Here is a 20,289-nt window from a genome sequence, read left to right as displayed (position 1 = left end):
TAAGGCCGCCGAAGTCGCTTGGTCTCGCCATCGGTCCCGCCCCCATCTTTTTGTTCAGCCCGCTGCGCGGACTTCTCAAAAAGCGGGGACCCCGTAGCGGGCCCTTCGGGCGAGACGGATTGCGGGGGTTCCCGCAGCCGTCTTCTCTCCAGGAAAACTGCGGACCGCCGGGTCTTCGACCCCCACTCGGCACTCACCCTCGGTCTAGGCGAGGCTGTGCCTCGTCCGAGCCCGCGGCCTCCTGTCCTTCGCGGCTCCCCCGCGCATCGCGTGGGCCTAGGGGCCCACCGGTCCACTTGGTCGAGGCGAAGCTCGACGCGGCGTGGACCTCGCGATGGCGGCCCGCCTGGAGGCGGGCCGCCCCCCGTTCGGGGGCGCACATCAGTCCCCTCCTGGACGTCGGGGGCAAGAACTCGCGTGAATGCACTGCGAACTCCGCGCTGCTACATGGTCGTCGCCGCGAGGCGACGACAAGCTCTCCGCGCGGCTACAGCATGTGTGTTCGCGCGGCGTCGCTCCTTGTATCTGCGCGGTGAGTATGGCGTCGCTGCGAATGGACATCACTTGTAGCTGCGAGTGGATTTCCGGCAGGTCGCCGGCTGCTGTTCGGACTAAACGCTGCTTGGCTACACCTTGTCGATGCGCTCGCGCGCAGACACGAAGCTGTATCGAACAAGGAACAAGACGATGAAGCGATTTGTTATCAAGGCTGCACCCGGCAGGAGCACCGTCACGCTGCGGGGGCAGAAGTACCTCAACAAGGCCGAGGCGGCGGCAGCCGGATGTGAGAGGGGCACGATGTCCATTTATCTAGGGAGCTTTTCCTCGCACCTTGACCCGCGCCGTCTTGAAGGTGTTGAGCGAATCGGCCCTGGCGACGATGGCCATGGGGTGACAGTCAAGCCGGTGATGCTGGGCGACCGCCCTTTCGAGCTTTGTGCCGCTGATATCCAGGACATCCGTGCGTGGCTGATGGAACACGGCAGCTGGGCTCGGACGCAGAAGACTGTGGAGCAGTACCGTGCTGACCGCGACCGCCGCGTTTCCGAAGAGCGCGCTCAGCTCGAGCTTCAACTGCGTGCTGAGCTGGCTACGCAGCTTCGCTCGCAAATACAGGCAGAGGTGGCGAAGGACATCGAGACCCGTCGGGGGCACCCGCTCGTCGAAGCCATCGCTGCATTGGAATCAGCCTGCGTTGCCGTGCGTGACGACGCAGAGCGGTTGGCGTCCGCTGGCCATCGTCTGACGGCCCGGCGAGCTGGAAGCCGCGGCTATCAGGACCCCGCTGTCGCCGAGTTGTTGGAAATGACGCTGGCGTTGCGGGTTAAGGCTTTCAATGCTTTCGAAGCCGCCTGCAAGTCAGCTGGGCTGATGACCGGCCGCCGAGGCGGTCCGACGAGCCGCAAGACGAAGGCGCGCTGACGGGGCGCCGCCCGAGTTTCACTGTTGAAATTGGATTGGGCTCAGCACAGGAAAACGCTGCTCACCAACCGCGGCCAAGCCTTGCGCAGGGCAGCTTCATTGATATGCCAGTCAGGCGAGAAGTCTCCGGCCTCATGGTCACCGACTGTTGCCTGGGGCGTCACCCACAGGTCCGGCTCCTCGAGCACCTTGGCGTACAGGACTTTCCAGTGGCCGCGTAGGGCTTCAGGCAGCGTGTCTGCCAGTTGCAGAAAGAGGTCCATCGCGTGAGGCGACCAAGGTAGGAGCTCGTCGGCGCTATCTTGGTCGGTGGCGCAGGCGGACGAGATGGCGCCGTCGAGGAACTCGCCGAAGGACTGCTTGCGACGCTGTGCTGCCAGGATGCCGGCGACGTAACCGGCGGGACTGACGTGCATGACGACGCGGATGCCAGGTCGATGCGGCGATGTGGTCTGCGACATGTTTGCTCCAGTTCTGTGGTGCGCGCATTGTTTGCAGCGGGCGCCTGGCGCGGCAAGCAAAGACGATTACCAAATCCGCTGGTCGCGCGCAGCCTCTATATCTAGTGCATTCGGATTTCAGGGCGTAGGGCCGCATTGGCTAGACCTCACGGGCAGGGCATTCGCCCAGCAATGAGGAACCCCTATGGGAAGGAGAGGCATCAGCTTGGTCGACGTCATTCGTGCGACCGTTGCGCTGAGAAAGCAGGGACGTGTAGCTGGCCCGTTCAACTTGCGGCTCGAACTTGGGCGTGGCAGCTACCGAACCATTGGCCGCCACTTGCGGCGGCTGGCGCTATTGCGGACAGACGGTCGTGGCGACGCTCGGGCGCTCGAATCGCCCGAAGCTGCGCAATCAACTGAGCGATAGGCCATAGCGACCACATTCACGGACCGCGCCTGACAAGGTGCGGTCCATTTTCTGCAGGCATCGCCTGCCGCAAACCTTGGTCGGCAGCGAACGGGACGCCTCTAGTCCCGCTGCATATCGCTGCGTTCGGAACGTCGCCAGAGTTGCGACACCGCATTCTCGGACGGGCAGGCGCCAGCCGCGCCGCTCAAGCGGCTCACGGGTGAACCCATGACGCCAGCGCTGCGCAGCTTGGCGAGCGTTTCGGCCAAGAGCTGCTGCAGCGCGGGAACGTCGACCTCTGTGCCTTGGCCGGTTTCCGTCGGAACCGACTGCGTGTTCTCGACGAGCTTGGCGATTTGCGTCCATCGGCTGGTGCCCGTGAAAACCATCGACATGTGAGCGAGTTCCGGGTGGGAGTAGTCGCCCATCATCTGGATGCTGGTATGCCCGATGGCACTTTGCACCGCACGCTCAGACGGGGAAACGCTCTTTGCGTCCAGCAGAGACGACGGTCCGACTACCTTGAGCAGGTCAACGTGGGCAACGCAGTACTTGTTGCGGTTGATAAAGGCGCGGCGGAAGTCCTTGATGAGGAGGTCGGCAATGCCGGCGGCCCTGCAGGCATCATCGAACTTCTTGCAGACCCAGTCGGTGTCGCCGAGCTCTGGGAACAGCAGGCCATCACCATGCTTGAGCTTGCGGTCATGGAGCATCTGCGCCGCAAACAGCGACAGCGGGACCTCGCGGACGCCGACCTTCTTCCGCGTCTTGTGCTTGTGAAGGGTGATGTGGCCGCCGACGACCTCGTCTCCGACGGTGTTGAACAGCGTGTTCGCGCCGGTCGCAGTCCGGACCTCGCTGAGCCGGCAGCCGGTCTCGTAGATGCTCCTCAGGAACTGGCCGAGTTCAGATTCCACGCCAAGTTGCGTCAGCACCAGTGCGAACTCAGCGTCCGACGGCTGACGCGTGCGCGGTGCTGCGTGTGCTGGAGGGGGTGCGAACTCGAACAGGTCCCCCATGTCCGGCGTCTCGAACGGCGTTTGAGCTGGCAGCTTGTCTTTTGCGAAGCCGATGATGCGCGTCAGCGCGTAAAACCGCAGACGCAGAGTCTGGTCTCTCAACGGCTTAGGCGGGGGCGAACCGTCCTTGGCCGGCTTCTTGCTGCGCGGCTGACGGTCCTGCCGCCAGTCGATGACCAACTGCTTGATAAGGCGGGCGCCGTCCCGGCCGCTGAAGTGGCGAAGTGTCTTACCCGCCAAAAGACGGCCAACGAGCAGGTATTCGGCAAGGCGAGACTTGCCATGGCTCACCTCCTCTATATAGAGAGTAGAGAGAGGCCCAGTGGGACATCGGCAGGTCCAGTGCTTCTTCCACCCGCCGTTGGGCTTTCCGTGCCGCAGCTGGCTGAAGCTCACCGCGGAGGACGGCCAGCAGACTTGCTTCCTTGAACTCTCTGGCCAACTTCTCGGTGTCGAACGTCTTCGCGCCGTAGAACACCCCTTGGAACCAGACCTGGGCTTGGTACTTCACCTTGCCCTTGGCAAGGACCTTCTTCTTCACGTAGGTGTCGGTGGACATCCTGCACTCCTTAAAGTGCAGTGACTCAACTCAGGTTTAGCCATCAGACCAAACGTGGACCAAACGCGGACTTGATGTTGGTGTGTGCTAACACTTGCGCCCAGTAAATTCGGGCTTAGTGCATCGACGCTCTAACTGTGTTTCCGCCTTGTAAGCGGTAGGTCATCAGTTCGAATCCGATAGCCGGCACCACCCCCACGTCAAAAGCCCTGATTCACGAGCGTCGTTCGCGCTCCTGAATCAGGGCTTTGTTTTTTCCGTCATCGGTCCGACCAGACCGCTCGGGTCTTGTCGGACCCGAGCCCCGGCACGGGGCCGCCTGGAGCGTCGTGGAACCTCGTCGGCCCGTCTCGGCCCTTACTCCGCCTTTGCCCCCGCGGCCTTGATCACCGGCGCCCAGCGCTTGATCTCCGCGGCGGTGTGCGCGCGAAGCGCCTCCGGCTTCAGCCGGTCGCCCTTGGGGATCGACACCCCCATCTCGCCGAAGCGCTTGACCAGGCCCGGATCCGCCAGCGCCGCCCGCACCGCCTTGTTCAGCCGCGCGATGATCGCGGGCGACGTGCCCTTGGGCGCGTAGACGCCGTGCCACACCGCGAGCTCGAAGCCGGGCATGCCGGACTCGGCGAAGGTGGGCACCTCGGGCATCGTCGGCACGCGGGTCTTCGTCGCCATGGCCACGGCCTTGAGTAGCCCGGCCTGGACGTGCGGGCCGGTCGCCACCGGCTGGTCGCAGATCAGGTCCACGTTGCCGGCGATCAGGTCCTGCAACGCCGGACCGGTGCCGCGGTACGGCACCATCGTCACCGTCGTGTCGGCGGTCTGGTTGAACAGCATCGCGCACAGGTGCGATGTCGCGCCCACGCCGGCATGCGAGAAGCGGACCTCGCCCGGCTTGGCCTTCATGTACTTGACGAGGTCGGCGACGGTGGCCGGCTCGAAATTCTTGTTGCGGACCAGGATCATCGGCACGTCGCCGGCCAGCGCGATCGGTGCCAGGTCGGTGTTCACGTCGAAGGTCAGCTTGGGGTACAGCGCCGGCGCGGTGGCGATGCCCATGTTGTGCAGCAGCAGCGTGTAGCCGTCGTTGGACGCGCGCACGACCTTGGACGTGCCGATCGTGCCGCCGGCGCCGCCGGCGTTGTCCACGATGACCTGCTGGCCCAGGTCGCGCGTCATCAGCTCGGCGATCACCCGCGCCAGCACGTCGGTCGAGCCGCCGGCCGCGTAGGGCACCACCAGCGTGATCGGCTTCTCGGGATAGGCGGCCAGGGCGGCGGCCGAGCAGGTCGCCAGCGCCGCCGCGACCAGTCGGCGGGCGAAGCGCCCGAGCCCGCTGGAGGAAGCCGTCGAGGCCGTGGCGGCCGTGGCCGGCGTGGACAAAAGGGAAGGCAGGGCGGTTCGCATGGATGTCTCCTCATGGATCGAGTTCAGGTCAAGGGAAGGGCGGGATCGCGCAACGGTCTGCGCCGGGGTCGTCGATCGCGCGGTGCAGGTCCTATCGCAGCGATCCGAAGCTCATGAGCTTCAGTTCGGTGTATTCGTCCAGGCCGTGGCGGGACCCTTCGCGCCCCAGGCCGGATTGCTTGACGCCCCCGAAGGGCACGTCCTCGCTGGAGATCAGGCCGGTGTTGATGCCCACCATGCCCGCCTCGATCGCTTCCGCGACGCGGAAGCAGCGGGCGATGTCGCGCGAGAAGAAATAACTCGCCAGCCCGAATTCGCTGGCGTTGGCCCAGGCGACGACCTGGTCCTCGGACTGGAAACGGATCAGCGGCGCGACCGGGCCGAAGGTTTCCTCGCGGTGGCACAGCATCTGCGGCGTGACGTCGGTCAGCACCGTCGGCTGCATGAAGTGGCCCGGCCCGTCGACGATCTCGCCGCCGCAGACGACACGCGCGCCATGGGCCCGCGCGTCGTGGATGTGCGCCATCGCCTTGTCCCGCGCCGCGCGGTTGATCAGCGGCCCTTGCGTCGAGCGCTCGTCGAAGCCGGACCCCGGCCGCAGCTCGCGCACCCGGGCGGTGAGCTTCGCGGCGAAGGCGTCATGGATGCCGTCCTGCACGTACAGCCGGTTGGCGCAGACGCAGGTCTGGCCGGCATTGCGGAACTTGGACGCGAGCGCGCCCTCGACCGCGTCGTCGAGGTCCGCATCGTCGAAGACGATGAAGGGCGCGTTGCCGCCGAGCTCCAGTCCCAGCTTCTTGACCGTCGGCGCGCATTGCGCCATCAGCAGTTGGCCGACGCGGGTGGAGCCGGTGAAGCTCAGCATCCGCACGACGGGGGAGGCCGTCAGCACGCCGCCGATCTCCGCCGCGTCGCCGACGACGACGTTGAGCAGCCCCGGCGGCAGCCCGGCCGCCAGCGCCAGCTCCACCAGCAACAGCGCGGTCAGCGGCGTCAGCTCCGACGGCTTGAGCACCATCGCGCAGCCGGCCGCCAACGCGGGCGCGGCCTTGCGGGTCACCATGGCGGCGGGGAAATTCCAGGGCGTGATCGCGGCGCAGACGCCCACCGGCTCGCGCACGACGAACTGGCGGCGCTGGCCCGAGCTCGACGGGATCGCCTCGCCGTGCAGGCGTTTGGCCTCCTCGGCATAGAACTTCACGTAGCTGGCGGCGTAGGCGACTTCCGCCAGCGCCTCCGCCATCGGCTTGCCCTGCTCCAGCACCATCACGTGCGCGAGGTCGCGCGCCTGCGCGGTGATGCGGTCGAACCAGCGTTCGAGCAACCGGCCGCGCTCATGGCCGCCGCGGCGCTTCCAGTCGAGCTGGGCGACACGGGCGGTCTCGATGGCGGCCCGGGCATCCGTGGCGGTCGCGGCGCCGACCCGGGCGAAGACCCGGCCGGTGGCCGGGTTCTCGATGGCGATCGTCGCGCGGCCGGCCTCGGACAGCACGCGGTCGCCGATCAGGCCATGGCCGAGGCCGTCGGCAAGGGAGACGAGGACGGGGCTCACGCGGGGTCAGTCCTTGCCGACGAAGCGATACAGCTCGGTGTGGTCGGCGGCCGGGCCCAGCGTCGTCGACGCCTCGGCCGTCATCGCGTAGACCTGCTGGGCCAGCGCCATCGGCTGGTCCAGCGAGCGGCCGAGCGCCGCCGCGATGCCCACGTCCTTGGCCTGCAGCGCCAGCGAGAAGCCGGAGTTGAAGGCGCCGTTCAGCATGAACTGATGGGCCTTGTTCTCGGTCGTGTTGTTCTTGCCGGTGGAGGCGTTGATCACGTCCACGATGGTCTTCGCGTCGATGCCGAACGCGGCGCCGACGTGAATGGCCTCGGCGGTCGCGATCAGCGCGGCGGCCGACACGTAGTTGTTCAAGGCCTTCAACGCATGGCCGGCGCCGACCGGGCCGACATGCGTGATGGCCTGGCCCATGACCTCCAGCAGCGGACGGTGGCGCTCGAAGACCGCCGTGTCGCCGCCGACCATGATCGCCAGCGTGCCGGCCACGGCCTTCTTCACGCCGCCGGAGACGGGCGCGTCGATCAGCGCGACCTGGCGCCCGGCGAGCCGGCCGGCCAGCGCGCGGGTGCGGTTGGGGTCCGCCGAGCTCATCTCGATCACGCAGGCGCCGGCCGGCAGGCGCGGCAGCAGCGCGTCCACGACGCTGTCGACGATGTCCGAGTTGGGCAGCATCGTGAACACGACGCCGCAGTCGGCGAACGACTGGGGCCCCATGGCGGCGGCGGCGCCGGGATGGGCGGCGACGAAGGCGGCCTGGGTGGCGGGGTTGGCGTCCTGCACCACCAGCGCGTGGCCGGCGCCATGCAGCAGGTGGGCCATGGGCGTGCCCATCATGCCCAGGCCGATGAATCCGATGCGAGTCATGGCGCGGGTCCTCAGAGGTCCATGTCCTTGAACACTTCCGAGGCGACCCGGAACGAATCGATCGCCGCCGGCACGCCGCAGTAGATGGCGGCCTGCAGGAAGACCTCCTTGATCTCGTCCTTGCTCAGGCCGTTGTTGATGGCGCCGCGCACATGCAGCTTCAGCTCGTGCGGGCGGTTCAGCGCGGTGATCATGGCCAGGTTCAGGAAGGACCGGGTGCGGCGGTCCAGTCCGGGGCGGTTCCAGACATCGCCCCAGCAGTACTGGGTCACCAGCTCCTGCATGTCGATGTTGAAGTCGGTGGCGTTCTTGATCGACGCGTCGACGTACTCGGCGCCCAGCACCTCGCGGCGCGTGGCGAGCCCCTGGTCGAACAAGGCCTGGTTCTTGGGAGCGTACGGTCGGGTCATCGGGGGTCTCCTGGGGATGCGTGTCGGGTGAGGAAAGCGGACGATGCGGGCGACGCCGGGTCGCCGCATCGATGGTTTAAATTTAGTCGGATTGTCAGACAATCGGACGTGATGAATGTCTGGATTGCCAAGGGCGGCAGGCTGTTGTATGACAATCCGCCTGTCTGTCACGCGCTCGGCACGGCGCGCGGGGACGGGAAGGAAAGCAAACAGGGAGATGGGCCGGGAGATGAACCAGATTCTGAAAGTCGCCAGGGAAGAGACCTCGTTGCGCCAGCGGGCGACGCAGGCGCTGCGCACCGCCATCCTGGACGGCGTGCTGGCGCCGGGGCAGAAGCTCTCCGAGCGGGAGCTGTGCGAGAGCCTGGAGGTCAGTCGCTCCTGCGTGCGGGAGTCGCTGCAGCACCTGCAGGCCGAAGGGCTGATCACCATCATTCCGCACCGCGGGCCGGAGGTGACCAGCATCTCGCCGCAGGAGGTGCGCGACATCTACGAGGTGCGCGCCAGCCTGGAGAGCCTGGCGGCGCAGGGCTTCGCGCTCGATGCGACGGACGAGCAGCGCCGCGCGCTGCGGGCGAAGCTGGCCGAGCTGGGCCAGGTCGCGGCCGACCGCGCGGCGATGCTGGTCGTGAAGAACCAGTTCTACGACATCCTGATCGAGGGCTGCGGCAACAAGGTCGCCGGACAGATGCTGCGGCAACTGAACAATCGCGTGACGGTGCTGCGGCGCATCTCGATGGCGCAGCCGGGACGGCTGGCCAACACGCTGAAGGAGCTCGACGCGATCGTCACCGCGATCGAGCGGCGCGACGGCGAGACGGCGGCCCGATTGAGCCGCGAGCACGTGCGCAAGGCCGCGGAGAACGTGCTCCGGAGCATGGAACTGGCCGCATCCTGACGCCGGCGGGCGGGGTCGGGTCTTGCCTGGCCGCGGCGCGTCAGGACTGCCGCACGCGGATGCGCAGTTCGCCCTCCTGCAGCAGGCCTTCCTCGCGCAGCAGGCGCAGCAGCGTCGGCTGCAGGTGGCGGAGCTTGGCGGCGATGGCGGCGTTGTCGGCCACGATGGTCCAGCCTTGCTCGTCCAGCGTCCCGGCCTGGACGAAGCGCTTCATCGCCCCGGGCAGGGCCACGCTCACCGTGGCCAGGTGCCGCTGCGACAGCGCCAGTTGCTGGCCCAGGCGGGCCAGCACGCCGTGCTGCGACATCGCCCGACCGAAATCCAGCGGATCGGGCGCCTGGGGCTTCGCGCGGGGCGGCAGATAGCGGGTGACCATGGGCGGCAGTGTAGTCCTGGGGCGGGAAAACCCGTTGGGGCCGGGTGCTAGACTCTGCCGGTTTTTTTCCGCGCCGAAGCTTGCAAACCTGGGCCTCGTCCCTCACCTGCATCGGTCGCGCGGATTCGTCGGTCGTCGCCTCGACGGCAGCCGCCCACAAGGTGGTCTTGCCAGGCGTCCCAGCCTGGTTGACCGGGCCCAATAAAAGAACTCCCAAAGCTGCATGTTGCCCAAGCTTTTGACCCAGATTTTCGGCAGTCGCAATGAGCGCCTGCTCAAGACCTATCGCAAGGACGTCCAGCAGATCAACGCGCTGGAACCGCAGTTCGAGGGCCTGAGCGACGAGCAGTTGCGCGCCAAGACGGAAGAGTTCAAGCAGCGCATCGCCAACGGCGAAAGCGTCGACGACATCCTGCCGGAAGCGTTCGCCGTCTGCCGCGAGGGCAGCAAGCGCGTCCTCAAGATGCGTCACTTCGACGTGCAACTGATTGGCGGCATGGTCCTGAACGCCGGCAAGATCGCTGAAATGCGCACCGGCGAAGGCAAGACGCTGATGGCGACGCTGCCGGTCTACCTGAACGCGCTGACGGGCAAGGGCGTCCATGTCGTGACGGTCAACGACTATCTCGCGCGCCGCGACGCCGAGTGGATGGGCCGCCTGTACACCTTCCTGGGCCTGACGGTCGGCATCAACTACTCGGGCCTGCCGCGCGACGAGAAGCAGGCCGCCTACAACGCCGACGTCACCTACGGCACCAACAACGAATACGGCTTCGACCACCTGCGCGACAACATGGTCTACGAGGTCCGCGACCGCGTGCAGCGCGGGCTGGCCTACGCGATCGTCGACGAGGTGGACTCGATCCTGATCGACGAGGCCCGCACGCCGCTGATCATCTCCGGCCAGGCCGAGGACCACACCCAGCTGTACGTGGCGATCAACGCGGTCGCGCCGCGGCTCAAGCGCCAGATCGGCGAGCTGGATCCGCGCACCGGCGAGGGCGTCATCGAGCCGGGCGACTTCACCGTCGACGAGAAGTCGCACCAGATCTACCTGACCGAGGACGGCCACGAGAACGCCGAGCGCCTGCTGGGCCAGGCCGGCCTGCTGGCCGAGGGCGCGTCGCTGTACGACGCCGCCAACATCACGCTGATGCACCACCTGTACGCCTCGCTGCGGGCGCACCACGTGTATCACCGCGACACGCATTACGTCGTGCAGAACGGCGAAGTCATCATCGTGGACGAGTTCACCGGCCGCCTGATGACCGGCCGCCGCTGGAGCGACGGCCTGCACCAGGCCGTCGAGGCCAAGGAAGGCGCGCAGATCCAGGCCGAGAACCAGACGCTGGCCTCGGTCACCTTCCAGAACTACTTCCGCATGTACGGCAAGCTGTCGGGCATGACCGGCACGGCCGACACCGAGGCCTACGAGTTCCAGGAGATCTACGGCCTGGAGACCGTGGTGATCCCGCCCAACCGCCCGACGGTGCGCAAGGACGAGCTGGACCTGGTCTACAAGACCAACAAGGAAAAGTACGACGCCGTCACCCAGGACATCCGCGACTGCCACGAGCGCGGCCAGCCGGTGCTGGTGGGGACGACGTCGATCGAGAACTCCGAGATGGTCTCGGAGCTGCTGACCAAGGCGAAGCTGCCGCACCAGGTGCTGAACGCCAAGCAGCATGCCCGTGAGGCGGACATCATCACCCAGGCCGGCCGTCCGGGCGTGATCACGATCGCGACCAACATGGCCGGCCGCGGCACCGACATCGTGCTGGGCGGCAGCATCGAGAAGGACGTCGTCGCCATCGAGAACGACGAGTCGCTCTCCGACGCCGACAAGCACGCCCGCATCGCCAAGCTCAAGGCCGACTGGCAGGCGGTGCACGAGCAGGTCAAGGCCGCGGGCGGCCTGCGCGTGATCTCCACCGAGCGTCACGAGAGCCGCCGTATCGACAACCAGCTGCGCGGCCGCTCGGGTCGCCAGGGCGATCCGGGCTCGTCGCGCTTCTACCTGTCGCTGGACGATCAGCTGATGCGCATCTTCGCCGGCGACCGCGTGCGCGCGATCATGGACCGCCTGAAGATGCCCGAGGGCGAGGCGATCGAGGCCGGCATCGTGACCCGCTCGATCGAGAGCGCGCAGCGCAAGGTCGAGGCCCGCAACTTCGACATCCGCAAGCAGCTGCTCGAATACGACGACGTCTCGAACGATCAGCGCAAGGTCATCTACCAGCAGCGCAACGAGATCCTCGAGGCGCAGGAAGTGCTGGACCAGATCTCGCACCTGCGCAAGGGCACGCTGACGGACGTGGTCCGCGGCTTCGTGCCGGAAGAGTCGCTGGAGGAGCAGTGGGACCTGGCGGCGCTGGAGCGCGTGCTGCGCGACGAGTGGAAGCTCGAGGTGCCGCTGGGCGAGATGCTCAAGAAGAGCGAGACGCTGACCGACGAGGACGTGCTGGACGCCGTGCTGAAGGCCGGCGACGTCGCGTTCCAGGACAAGCTGGACCGCGTCGGCCTGGAGCAGTTCATGCCGTTCATGCGCATGGTGCTGCTGCAGAGCATCGACCAGCACTGGCGCGAGCATCTGGCCTCGCTGGACTACCTGCGCCAGGGCATCCATCTGCGCGGTTATGCCCAGAAGAACCCGAAGCAGGAGTACAAGCGCGAGGCCTTCGAGCTGTTCTCGCAACTGCTGGACGCGGTCAAGCTGGAAGTCACCCGCGTGCTGCTGAACGTGCGCATCCAGTCGCAGGAGGAGGCCACCGCCGCCGCCGAGGCGATCGAGGAACGTGCCGAGAACGTCAGCAACGTGACCTACACCCACCCGAACGAGGACGGCTCGGTCTCCCGCGAGGCGGCACCGTCGGCGGCGGGTCCGCAAGGCGTGCCGGCCGAGTGGGGCCATGTCGGCCGCAACGATCCCTGCCCGTGCGGCAGCGGCAAGAAGTTCAAGGCCTGCCACGGCAAGCTGGCCTGACCTGACCCCCAACGGTCCCCCGGGACCTGCGACGGCGCCCCCTGCGGGCGCCGTCGGCGTTTCCGAGGCTGTTTCCAGGGGCGTTGTCGAGCGCCTGGTGCGTGAGGTTTCTCACGCGAGGCGCGAAAGCGATGGTTTTTCCCCCTGTGGCGCGGGGGACGCGTCGGCGGTCCCCCTCGATAGAGTCCATTCCATCGACCTGCGACCGCAGGTGCACACGGTCTCCGGACCCGCCAAGCCATGAAGCTCACGACCCGCCTGTTCGCCGCCGCCGCCCTGGTTGCCGCCTCCATGACCGTCGCGTTGGCCGCGCCGGTGACCGCGGCCCAATCCGTCGCGCTCCAGCAGGGCGTGACCGCCGACACCAAGACGGCCGGGTTCAGCATGGTCCACTCGGTCGCGGGCGAGTTCGTGGACACCTTCACCTTCAACAGCATCGACCGCTGGGGCATGGTGAACGGCAGCCTGACCACGATCGGCATGTCGGCCAACTTCAACATCGACTTCATCAGCGCGGTCATCAACGGCGCGGTCTACAACTTCACCCGCACGACGATGGGCGGCTTCCAGAACGCGCTGGAGATCGCCGCGTTGCAGGACATCCGCCTGAGCGGCCCGCTGGTGCTGACGGTGCGCGGCTACGCCGGCCAGGGCCTGGCGGTGGGCACGCCGATCAGCGCGAGCTACTCCGGCACGCTCAACGTCACGCAGGTGCCGGAACCCGGCAGCCTGGCGCTGGCCGCGCTCGCCCTGACGGGCGTCGCCTTCACGGCGCGTCGTCGTCGTCGCGGCATCGCCGCCGCGGCACTGCTGGCCGTGGCCGCCACCGGCGCGCAGGCGTCCGACCTGAACCAGACCCAGGACATCACGCTGTCCGGCGCCGGCGGCGGCTTCACCGCCGCGCCCTACGCCGTTCACACCGAGGCGGGCAGCTTCCTGGATACCTTCCGCTTCAGCTTCACCGGCACCGGCTGGGTGGATGCGTCGCTGATCACGGTGGGCTTCGGCCAGAACCAGCAGATCACCTTCACCGACGCGTGGCTGAACGGTCAGGCGCTGGACATCGGCGAGCCCAAGACCAAGGACGGCACGACCTGGACCAGCGCCAGCCTGCCGCGCACGCTGGTGCCCGGCGACTACACGCTGGTGGTGAAGGGTTATGCCGGCGGCCAGCTGGCCGCGGGCACGACCGGCATCTCGGCCAGCTACTCGGGCACCTTCAACGTGCTGCCGGCCAGCGCCGTGCCGGAGCCGCAGAGCTATGCGATGTTCATCGCCGGCCTGGGCCTGATGGCGATCACGCTGGGCAAGCGCCGCCGCCCCCAGGCCTGAGCGGCGAGGGCCCGCGCCGTCCGAACCCGGGCCCTCGCGCCCGTCCCCGCAACGCCCCGCACGTCGGGGCGTTTCTCATGGGGCCTCGCATGGCGCGGACGGGGCGGGGCACGCGCGGCGCGGGGTCATGGGCCGCTCCTACAATCGCGCCCATTCGACCCGGACCGACACGTCCGGCGGCCGTCCACCCCACCGCATTTCCCGCCATGCCCGTCAATCTGACCGCTCCCGATCCCCAGTCCCTCCTGCCCGTGCCCGGCGTGCGCCTGGGCATCACGATGGCGGGGGTGCGCAAGGCCAATCGCCGTGACCTGACCGTGATCGCGCTGGACGAGGGCAGCAGCGTTGCCGGCGTGTTCACCGCCAACCGCTTCTGCGCGGCGCCGGTGCAGGTCTGCCGCGAGCACCTGGCCGCGGGCACCGCGATCCGCGCGATCGTGATCAACACCGGCAACGCCAACGCCGGCACCGGCGCCGACGGCCTGGCCCGCGCGCGCCAGACCTGCGACGCGCTGGCCGCGGAGCTCGGCATCGAGGCGCGGCAGGTGCTGCCGTTCTCCACCGGCGTGATCATGGAGACGCTGCCGGTGGACCGCATCGTCGCCGGCCTGCCCGCCGCGATCGCCGCGCTGAAGGCGGACAACTGGGCCGAGGCCGCCGCCGGCATCATGACCACGGACACGCTGCCCAAGGCCGCCTCGCGCCAGGTGACCGTCGGCGGCAGGACGGTGACGATCTCCGGCATCTCCAAGGGCGCCGGCATGATCCGCCCGAACATGGCGACGATGCTGGGCTACGTCGCCACCGACGCCGTCATCGCGCCCGAGCTGCTGCAGCCGCTGGTCAAGGAGGCCGCGGACCTGTCCTTCAACCGCATCACCATCGACGGCGACACGTCGACCAACGATTCCTTCGTGCTGATCGCCACGCACCAGGCGGGCCACGAGCGCATCACGTCGCTGAGCAGCGCCGAGGGCCGCGCGCTGCGCGACGCGGTGGTGGCCGTGTCGCAGCAACTGGCGCAGGCCATCGTGCGCGACGGCGAGGGCGCGACCAAGTTCATCTCCGTGGTGGTGCAGGGCGGCAAGGACGAGGACGAGTGCCGCAAGGCCGCCTACGCGATCGCGCACTCGCCGCTGGTCAAGACGGCGTTCTTCGCCAGCGATCCCAACCTGGGCCGCATCCTGGCCGCCGTCGGCTACGCCGGCATCGACGACCTGGACCAAAGCCTGATCGAGCTGCACCTGGACGACGTCCATGTCGTCACGCAGGGCGGTCGTCATCCCGCCTACAAGGAAGAAGACGGCCAGCGCGTGATGAAGCAGAGCGAGATCACCGTGCGCGTGGGCCTGAACCGCGGCCGGGCCGAGACCACGGTGTGGACCTGCGACCTGAGCCACGAGTACGTGACGATCAACGCGGACTACCGCTCCTGATCGACGAGTGAGGCGACGGCGCCGGGAGGTGCCATCGGATGGCGCCGCGCGGCGTCGTCGCGTGGTGGTCCGGGGCGTCGCGCGCCCGGCGCGATGTGCCGTCGGGAGTCGCTCAGAAGTCCACGGCGCGTGCCCGCATCCCGCGGGCCAGCAGCGTGGCGTTGATCAACTGCGCTTCCTCGCGGCTGCCGAACGGCCACACCGCCGCGCGCCAGCCTTCCTTGGTCTGGAAGACCTCGCCGTTGGCGGCGGCGCTGCCGCCTGTCGTCTGCGCGATCATCTCCCGCATGCGGACCAGTTGGGCCTGCGCATCGGCCTTGTTCTTCTGCGGCAGCGTGACCAGCGCGACCAGCTTGCCGCCCGGCGCGGCGCCGCGTTTCATGAGGTTGCTCAGGCCGGCGTCGTCGACGCTCAGGCGGCGTTCGGCCTCGGAGACCGGCGCGGAGGCGGCGGACTTCGCCGCGTCCGCGGGTTTGTCGTCCTTGGCGCCGTCCTTCTTGTCGGGCTCATGCTTGTCCGACGCCTTCTTGTCCTGCTCCTGCTTGCGTTCGATGCCGCTGTGCAGGGATGGACGCAGGTTCGGGATCACGCCCAGTCGCACGGGCGTGGAGGCCGCGCCGTCCACCGCTGATGCGGCAGTCGCGGCCGAGGCCGCGGGCTGGGCTTCGGAAGCCGCCGATGCCGGGGAGGCCGCGTCGCTGGCCTCGGAGGCTGGCACGGGCGCGGCGGCCGCCGCCCTGGCCGCGGCCGCCGCGGAGGCGGCCGATGCGGCCTCGGCCATTTCAGCCGCGGAGGCAGCGGATGCCGCCATGGCGGCGGCCCGCGCGGAATCCTCGGCGGACGGCCTGGACGACGGCCACATCGCCCAGACGGCCACGATCAGCAGCAGCGCCACGACGCCACCCGCGATGCCCAGGCGCACCGGATCGAGGCTGCGCCGACCCAGCACGCGGTCGCGGCGTCCGACCAGCACGCGGCGGCGGGCCGGGCCCGCATCGAAAGCGGCGCTCAGCAGCACCAATTCCATCGGCCATGCACCAGCCTGGTTCGCGTCGCCGGCCAGTTCGCTGTCGGCGATGTCGACGCGGCGCAGGGGCAGGTCGTCCGGCGCGGTGGTGAAGCCGTGATCGAGCGCCATCGCGGCCACGGCGGCGGCGGGCAAGCCGGGAATGAAGGCCTCGGTCCACAGTGGCCGCGGACCGGCGGCGGGCGTCTTGCGTTGCCACGGCAGGCGGCGCTTGGCGGCCGGCGGCGCGGTGGCCTCGGTTGATCCGCCCTCCAGGCTGGGCTCCTTGGGCAGCGCCTGCGCCATGAAGGGCAGGGCGACCGCGCCGACGGTGTGGACGTCCTTGATGCTCAGGCGTCGGGCCAGCGGGTGCTTGTTGTGCCAGTTGACCAGCAGCCAGGCGACCACGTCCGGCGAGGGACCTTCCCACGGCGTCGCCGGACCAGCGGCGGGCGCGGGCGCATCGACCGGCGCGTCCCCGGCAGTGGGCATGCCTTGGGGATCGGCAGGGGGCGGGATGGGCGTATCGTCCATGGCGCGGCCATTGTGCGTCAGCCTCCGGCGCGCGATCGCCGGGCGACGGGGCGGATCGCCCCGGAATTCGAGGTTTCAGGCCGGTCCGCCAGTGATTCGCCCATGACCTGGTCCCGCGCGGCCCGGTCCACCCCGCGGGGCGAGCCATGCGCGGTCTTCGAGAACCGGGCATGGGACTTGTATGGTGATGCGCATGCCGACCCTGCCGTACGCCGACATGCCGCCCAGCCCACCGCCCGACGGGTCCTCCGACGGCCAGCCTGATCGGCGCGCGGCGTCTGCCGGCGCGCCGCAGCGGCTGCTGGTCGTGCAGGCGCTGTGCGTCCAGCCGCTGGCCGCCGTGCTGGAGGAGAGCGGCTACGAACTGCTGCGCGCCGCCGACGGCATCGCCGCGTTGGACGGCCTGGGCGCGCGACCCCGGCTGGTGATCATGGACATGGAGCTGCCGGACCTGCCCGGCGACGGTCCGCTGGCGTTGCTGCGCCGGCTCACCGCGAGCGGCGTGCCGGTGCTGACGCTCAGCCGCCGCCAGCAGCCGCACCGGTTGAGCACGCTGATCGAGGCGGGCGCGGCCGAGTGCCTGGTCAAGCCGGTCCGGATGAGCGACCTGCTGGCGCGCATCGAGCGGCTGCTGCGGCCCGGGGCCGTGCCGGGCCCTGCCGAGCCGCGCCGGCCGATGGCCAGCATGACGGTGCGCGAGCGCGACGGCCATTGCGCCTGGCAGACGCCGCAGGCGCGGGCGCTGATGGCCGCCTACTTCCCGCCGCCGTGGTCCGAGCACGCACGGCTGCCGCCGGAGGTGCTGGCCTGGCTGCATCGCGAGGCGCTGCGGCGCCGGGCGGGCGCCGCGCCGTCCTCGCTGACGGTCGCGCCGCCGGCGGGCGCGCGGCGGCAGCGGCTCAGCTTCAACCTGATGGCCGCGGACGACGCGGTCATCGGCGAGGGCCACTGGCTGATGGTGCTGCACGAGGCCGACGAGGCGGCCAGCATCGCCCGCCTCGCCAGCGTGCTGCAACTGCCGACCGCCGACGCCGAGCTGCTGTTCGGCCTGCTCGGGCCGGCCCCACTCGACGAACGTGCGCGCGCGCTGGGACTGGCCGAGGCGAGCTATCGCGAACGGCTGACGGCGTTGTGCGAGCGACTGTCGGCGGCCGGGCCGGAGGAGGCCGCGACGTCCGCGCGAGCCGCCCTCCGCGGTGAGCGTTGAGGAGGCCCGGATGCCAAGTCCTTCTTCCACTCGTCCAGCCACCGCTGACCGGGCGCGCCCGCGCGGCCGACGACCAACTCGATCATCCAATGGGGCGGCGACGGCGGGGCCAGGCCCACGGCGGTCCGCAGATCGTCACAAGTCAACCAGCCGGCCCGCTGCGCCGCGAGCAGACCGTCGAGGTAGGCCTTCAAGGCGTGCGCGATGGGCCACTTGCTGACGTTCGGATGTTCCCGCTCCGCGGCCGCGGTGTCCGGCAGCAGAATCCGTCCGGCCGTCTTCGCGTCCACGAGGCCTTGCGCGTGCAGGTCTCGCAGCCAGTCGATCAGGGCCCTCGTCTGCGCCTGCCGACCGTTCTGGACCACGATGCCGATGAGCGGATACGGCACGGGAAAGTCTCCGCCCCTCACGTGAAGCAAGGCACCGATCTCGTCTCCAGAGAGGGCGAGTTTCTGGGCCAAACGGCGGATCAAGGCCAACTCCGCGAGCAGGGCGCGCGCATCGATCCAGCCACAAGCCGCGTGCAAGGCTTCGGAGAGCTTGCCGTCCTCGCGCAGCATCGGGGCCGTCAGTCGGCCCTCTGGCTCTTTTCTCAACGCAACCAGCGGAGCGAGCGCCCGGTTCAGTGAACCCTCCGTCACGCCACGCGCCTTCCCTAGCGGCTCTCGTTGACTGAACTCGCGCAGCGAAGCGCGGCAGTCGGCAACAGCAGGGCCGCTCTTCAGCACCGAGACGACGCGATCCATCAGCTCCGCCTCTGGATTGCGACTCACCTCAGACAACGAGGACCATGTCCCGACTTCATCCGCGTTGCGTAGGTCGGTGTTTTGCATCCTGCCGCGCAATGCCTCGGCCCGGAGCTGCCGGATCCAGGCGTCGCCCAAGCCTGGTCCGGACCACCGGTCCAGCAGCATCCGCAAGGCGGGCTCCGACTTGTTCTGGAGCAATTGCATGAACGCTTCCTCCATCACACCCTCTGGCGTCCGCGGCGTAGCCAGACGAGACAACCAGTCCAGCATGCCCGTCGGCTCCGATCTCGTGAGCACCACACGGACGGCAGTCCGGCTGGGGATGTCGATAGCCCACCGCTTGGCGTCGTCGAGCGAGACGCCGGCCAAGGCGATTTCGGCGAGACGCTCCCGCAGGTCGTCGCTCAGCTGTGGGCTGGACGGGCCGTCCGGGCCGTCCGATCCGGCAAGGATGCGTCGCACCTCGTCGAGGGAGGGCAGTCGCTCATGCCAGGCGCCCGGTCGACCTTCCTGGACACAGGGCAATCGCTCGTCCAGCACGATGAAGCGCCGAATCGATTCGCCTTCGACGACCTCTTCCAGCAGGGTTTCCACAGGCGGCGGGGCCAAGCGTTGATCGGCCATGTTGCGGCGGATCGCGATCGCCACCAATCCGGGATGACGACAGAGTCGGTCCGGCTCCAGCGTGTCGCTGAACTCAACGGCGTTGCCCGTCGGCACGGGGCCGAAACGCGCGCCGAGTTCCTGGACGGCATTGTCGACCAGCCACCAATGGTTGACGTCATGCCGCAGGTCCAGTGCCGCGCCTTTCAAGCGGAGCGATATCGTGTGCTTGAGCGTTTCCACGAAGTTCTCCGCGAGCAGTTCGGTCACCGTCAGCGGCGTCACGCGTTGCGACAGCTGCATCCTGCAGCGCTGCGTCAGTTCCTGGCTTGCTCGGACGTCGCGGCCGAACTCGTCGATCTTGGTGGGATCGCCGCCGAACGGCAACCCCATGGCGCGCGCATAGTTGCCGAGCAGGTGCGGCGTGCTCAGGTCTTCTGACTTCAATGCCGGCTCCAGCCTGAGCAACTCCTGCAAATGGACCTGTGTCATGTCGTTGAAGGCACGCCGCACTTCGGCGGGCAGTGACGGGTCCAGGCTGGCCAGTCGCAGTGTCTGGTTCCTCATGTCCGCGATGATGCGTTCTCGGCACAGATTCAAGCCTTCCGCGACCACCTGCATCGCCTCCCGACGTGCCTGGATCGGCGTGCCGGGAAGGGATAGCTGACGCGCGAACGTTTCCAGCGTTTGTTTGAATTCCGGGCGGTAGTACTCCACTTCCGAGCCCCGGAAGTCCGTGCTCTTGGAGGACACCGCCTTGAGCGAGGGCGCCCTCGCAAAGGTCTCGAAAAGCTGGACGTCGCTGGCGGCCAGATGGCTGCGGGCGAAGCTCAGGAGCCATGTCATGGCGTCGTTCCACTGCGCGCGTGCCTGCTCGAAGTCGGCGCCGCGGACGAAGTCGAGCATTTGGCGCTGATCGAGGTCGGGATCAAGCGTGGCGGGCGGCGCGTAGCAGCGCGCCGATGGCGCCGCCGAAAAGGTCGTGCCGTGAGCGGATGCCGTCGAGGCTGAAACTTCCGGCGTGGGTGCGTCGAACAAGTGAGGATCGAATCCGTGCGAGCGGGCGAGCGAGCTTAG

Annotated in this window: 16 protein-coding genes; 6 read left to right on the top strand and 10 right to left on the bottom strand. The window is 68.4% G+C overall.

What is annotated here, in order from left to right:
• Positions 1-687 precede the first annotated feature (687 nt).
• Positions 688-1,422, top strand: a complete 735-nt coding sequence (locus tag CDN99_RS04105; protein ID WP_141100623.1) for a hypothetical protein — start codon at positions 688-690, stop codon at positions 1,420-1,422.
• A gap of 41 nt (positions 1,423-1,463) precedes the next feature.
• Here CDN99_RS04105 and CDN99_RS04100 read toward each other — a convergent pair whose 3' ends face one another.
• From CDN99_RS04100 to pcaC, 7 genes are all read right to left on the bottom strand, one after another.
• The gene (locus CDN99_RS04100) at positions 1,464-1,883 is read right to left on the bottom strand and encodes a hypothetical protein (protein WP_141100622.1); all 420 of its coding nucleotides are present in this window, start codon (positions 1,881-1,883) and stop codon (positions 1,464-1,466) included.
• A 510-nt stretch (positions 1,884-2,393) separates the two neighbouring features.
• Positions 2,394-3,584: a site-specific integrase gene (locus CDN99_RS04095; RefSeq protein WP_141100620.1), complete on the bottom strand. Its 1,191-nt coding sequence runs from the start codon at positions 3,582-3,584 to the stop codon at positions 2,394-2,396.
• Positions 3,523-3,852, bottom strand: coding sequence for a hypothetical protein (locus CDN99_RS04090; RefSeq protein ID WP_088382789.1), 330 nt, complete (start codon positions 3,850-3,852; stop codon positions 3,523-3,525). The genes CDN99_RS04095 and CDN99_RS04090 overlap by 62 nt, the downstream gene beginning before the upstream one ends.
• Before the next feature lie 357 nt (positions 3,853-4,209).
• A complete protein-coding gene (locus CDN99_RS04085; protein ID WP_088382788.1) occupies positions 4,210-5,256 on the bottom strand; it encodes a tripartite tricarboxylate transporter substrate-binding protein in 1,047 nt (348 codons plus the stop codon).
• Between the two features lie 91 nt (positions 5,257-5,347).
• On the bottom strand, positions 5,348-6,763 hold the full coding sequence (locus tag CDN99_RS04080) for an NAD-dependent succinate-semialdehyde dehydrogenase (protein WP_202820227.1): 1,416 nt from the start codon (positions 6,761-6,763) through the stop codon (positions 5,348-5,350).
• Positions 6,764-6,814: 51 nt separating this feature from the next.
• Complete coding sequence (locus tag CDN99_RS04075) at positions 6,815-7,678, bottom strand: NAD(P)-dependent oxidoreductase (RefSeq protein ID WP_088382786.1); 864 nt, start codon at positions 7,676-7,678, stop codon at positions 6,815-6,817.
• 11 nt (positions 7,679-7,689) lie between these two features.
• The gene (gene pcaC, locus CDN99_RS04070) at positions 7,690-8,088 is read right to left on the bottom strand and encodes a 4-carboxymuconolactone decarboxylase (RefSeq protein WP_088382785.1); all 399 of its coding nucleotides are present in this window, start codon (positions 8,086-8,088) and stop codon (positions 7,690-7,692) included.
• Between the two features lie 229 nt (positions 8,089-8,317).
• Between pcaC and CDN99_RS04065 the strand changes: the two genes are divergently transcribed.
• Positions 8,318-8,986, top strand: a complete 669-nt coding sequence (locus CDN99_RS04065; protein WP_088383400.1) for a GntR family transcriptional regulator — start codon at positions 8,318-8,320, stop codon at positions 8,984-8,986.
• 40 nt (positions 8,987-9,026) lie between these two features.
• On the opposite strand, the gene CDN99_RS04060 is transcribed toward CDN99_RS04065, so the two are convergent.
• Entirely contained in the window at positions 9,027-9,362 is a 336-nt protein-coding gene (locus tag CDN99_RS04060) for a hypothetical protein (RefSeq protein ID WP_088382784.1), read from the bottom strand.
• A gap of 223 nt (positions 9,363-9,585) precedes the next feature.
• Here CDN99_RS04060 and secA point away from each other — a divergent pair, with 223 nt between their 5' ends.
• The 3 genes from secA (at position 9,586) to argJ (ending at position 15,113) form a co-directional block, all read left to right on the top strand.
• A complete protein-coding gene (gene secA, locus CDN99_RS04055) occupies positions 9,586-12,345 on the top strand; it encodes a preprotein translocase subunit SecA (protein ID WP_088382783.1) in 2,760 nt (919 codons plus the stop codon).
• A 240-nt stretch (positions 12,346-12,585) separates the two neighbouring features.
• Positions 12,586-13,677 (top strand): FxDxF family double-cut PEP-CTERM protein, encoded by a 1,092-nt coding sequence (locus CDN99_RS04050; RefSeq protein WP_088382782.1) that lies wholly within the window; start codon positions 12,586-12,588, stop codon positions 13,675-13,677.
• 206 nt (positions 13,678-13,883) lie between these two features.
• A complete protein-coding gene (gene argJ, locus CDN99_RS04045; RefSeq protein WP_088382781.1) occupies positions 13,884-15,113 on the top strand; it encodes a bifunctional glutamate N-acetyltransferase/amino-acid acetyltransferase ArgJ in 1,230 nt (409 codons plus the stop codon).
• A 112-nt stretch (positions 15,114-15,225) separates the two neighbouring features.
• Here the strand turns inward: argJ and CDN99_RS04040 are convergent, their stop codons facing one another.
• Entirely contained in the window at positions 15,226-16,653 is a 1,428-nt protein-coding gene (locus CDN99_RS04040; RefSeq protein ID WP_141100619.1) for a hypothetical protein, read from the bottom strand.
• Positions 16,654-16,846: 193 nt separating this feature from the next.
• Here CDN99_RS04040 and CDN99_RS04035 point away from each other — a divergent pair, with 193 nt between their 5' ends.
• Positions 16,847-17,860 (top strand): response regulator transcription factor, encoded by a 1,014-nt coding sequence (locus CDN99_RS04035; protein WP_158218746.1) that lies wholly within the window; start codon positions 16,847-16,849, stop codon positions 17,858-17,860.
• Here the strand turns inward: CDN99_RS04035 and CDN99_RS04030 are convergent.
• A complete protein-coding gene (locus CDN99_RS04030; protein WP_141100618.1) occupies positions 17,761-20,250 on the bottom strand; it encodes a hypothetical protein in 2,490 nt (829 codons plus the stop codon). The genes CDN99_RS04035 and CDN99_RS04030 overlap by 100 nt on opposite strands.
• Positions 20,251-20,289: the final 39 nt, after the last annotated feature.

Source organism: Roseateles aquatilis (genome assembly GCF_002205645.1).
In the GTDB taxonomy this organism is placed as follows: Bacteria; Pseudomonadota; Gammaproteobacteria; order Burkholderiales; family Burkholderiaceae_C; genus Roseateles; species Roseateles aquatilis.
Note: the sequence above shows the minus strand (reverse complement) of the source record. Positions and strands in the feature narration are given on the sequence as shown.

Coding starts and splice junctions, on each gene's coding strand:
- pcaC (WP_088382785.1), bottom strand. CDS start 8,088: ATGACCCGACCGTACGCTCCCAAGAACCAGGCCTTGTTCGACCAGGGG.
- CDN99_RS04100 (WP_141100622.1), bottom strand. CDS start 1,883: ATGTCGCAGACCACATCGCCGCATCGACCTGGCATCCGCGTCGTCATG.
- CDN99_RS04035 (WP_158218746.1), top strand. CDS start 16,847: ATGCCGACCCTGCCGTACGCCGACATGCCGCCCAGCCCACCGCCCGAC.
- CDN99_RS04065 (WP_088383400.1), top strand. CDS start 8,318: ATGAACCAGATTCTGAAAGTCGCCAGGGAAGAGACCTCGTTGCGCCAG.
- CDN99_RS04090 (WP_088382789.1), bottom strand. CDS start 3,852: ATGTCCACCGACACCTACGTGAAGAAGAAGGTCCTTGCCAAGGGCAAG.
- CDN99_RS04105 (WP_141100623.1), top strand. CDS start 688: ATGAAGCGATTTGTTATCAAGGCTGCACCCGGCAGGAGCACCGTCACG.
- CDN99_RS04085 (WP_088382788.1), bottom strand. CDS start 5,256: ATGCGAACCGCCCTGCCTTCCCTTTTGTCCACGCCGGCCACGGCCGCC.
- secA (WP_088382783.1), top strand. CDS start 9,586: ATGTTGCCCAAGCTTTTGACCCAGATTTTCGGCAGTCGCAATGAGCGC.
- argJ (WP_088382781.1), top strand. CDS start 13,884: ATGCCCGTCAATCTGACCGCTCCCGATCCCCAGTCCCTCCTGCCCGTG.
- CDN99_RS04060 (WP_088382784.1), bottom strand. CDS start 9,362: ATGGTCACCCGCTATCTGCCGCCCCGCGCGAAGCCCCAGGCGCCCGAT.
- CDN99_RS04040 (WP_141100619.1), bottom strand. CDS start 16,653: ATGGACGATACGCCCATCCCGCCCCCTGCCGATCCCCAAGGCATGCCC.
- CDN99_RS04050 (WP_088382782.1), top strand. CDS start 12,586: ATGAAGCTCACGACCCGCCTGTTCGCCGCCGCCGCCCTGGTTGCCGCC.
- CDN99_RS04075 (WP_088382786.1), bottom strand. CDS start 7,678: ATGACTCGCATCGGATTCATCGGCCTGGGCATGATGGGCACGCCCATG.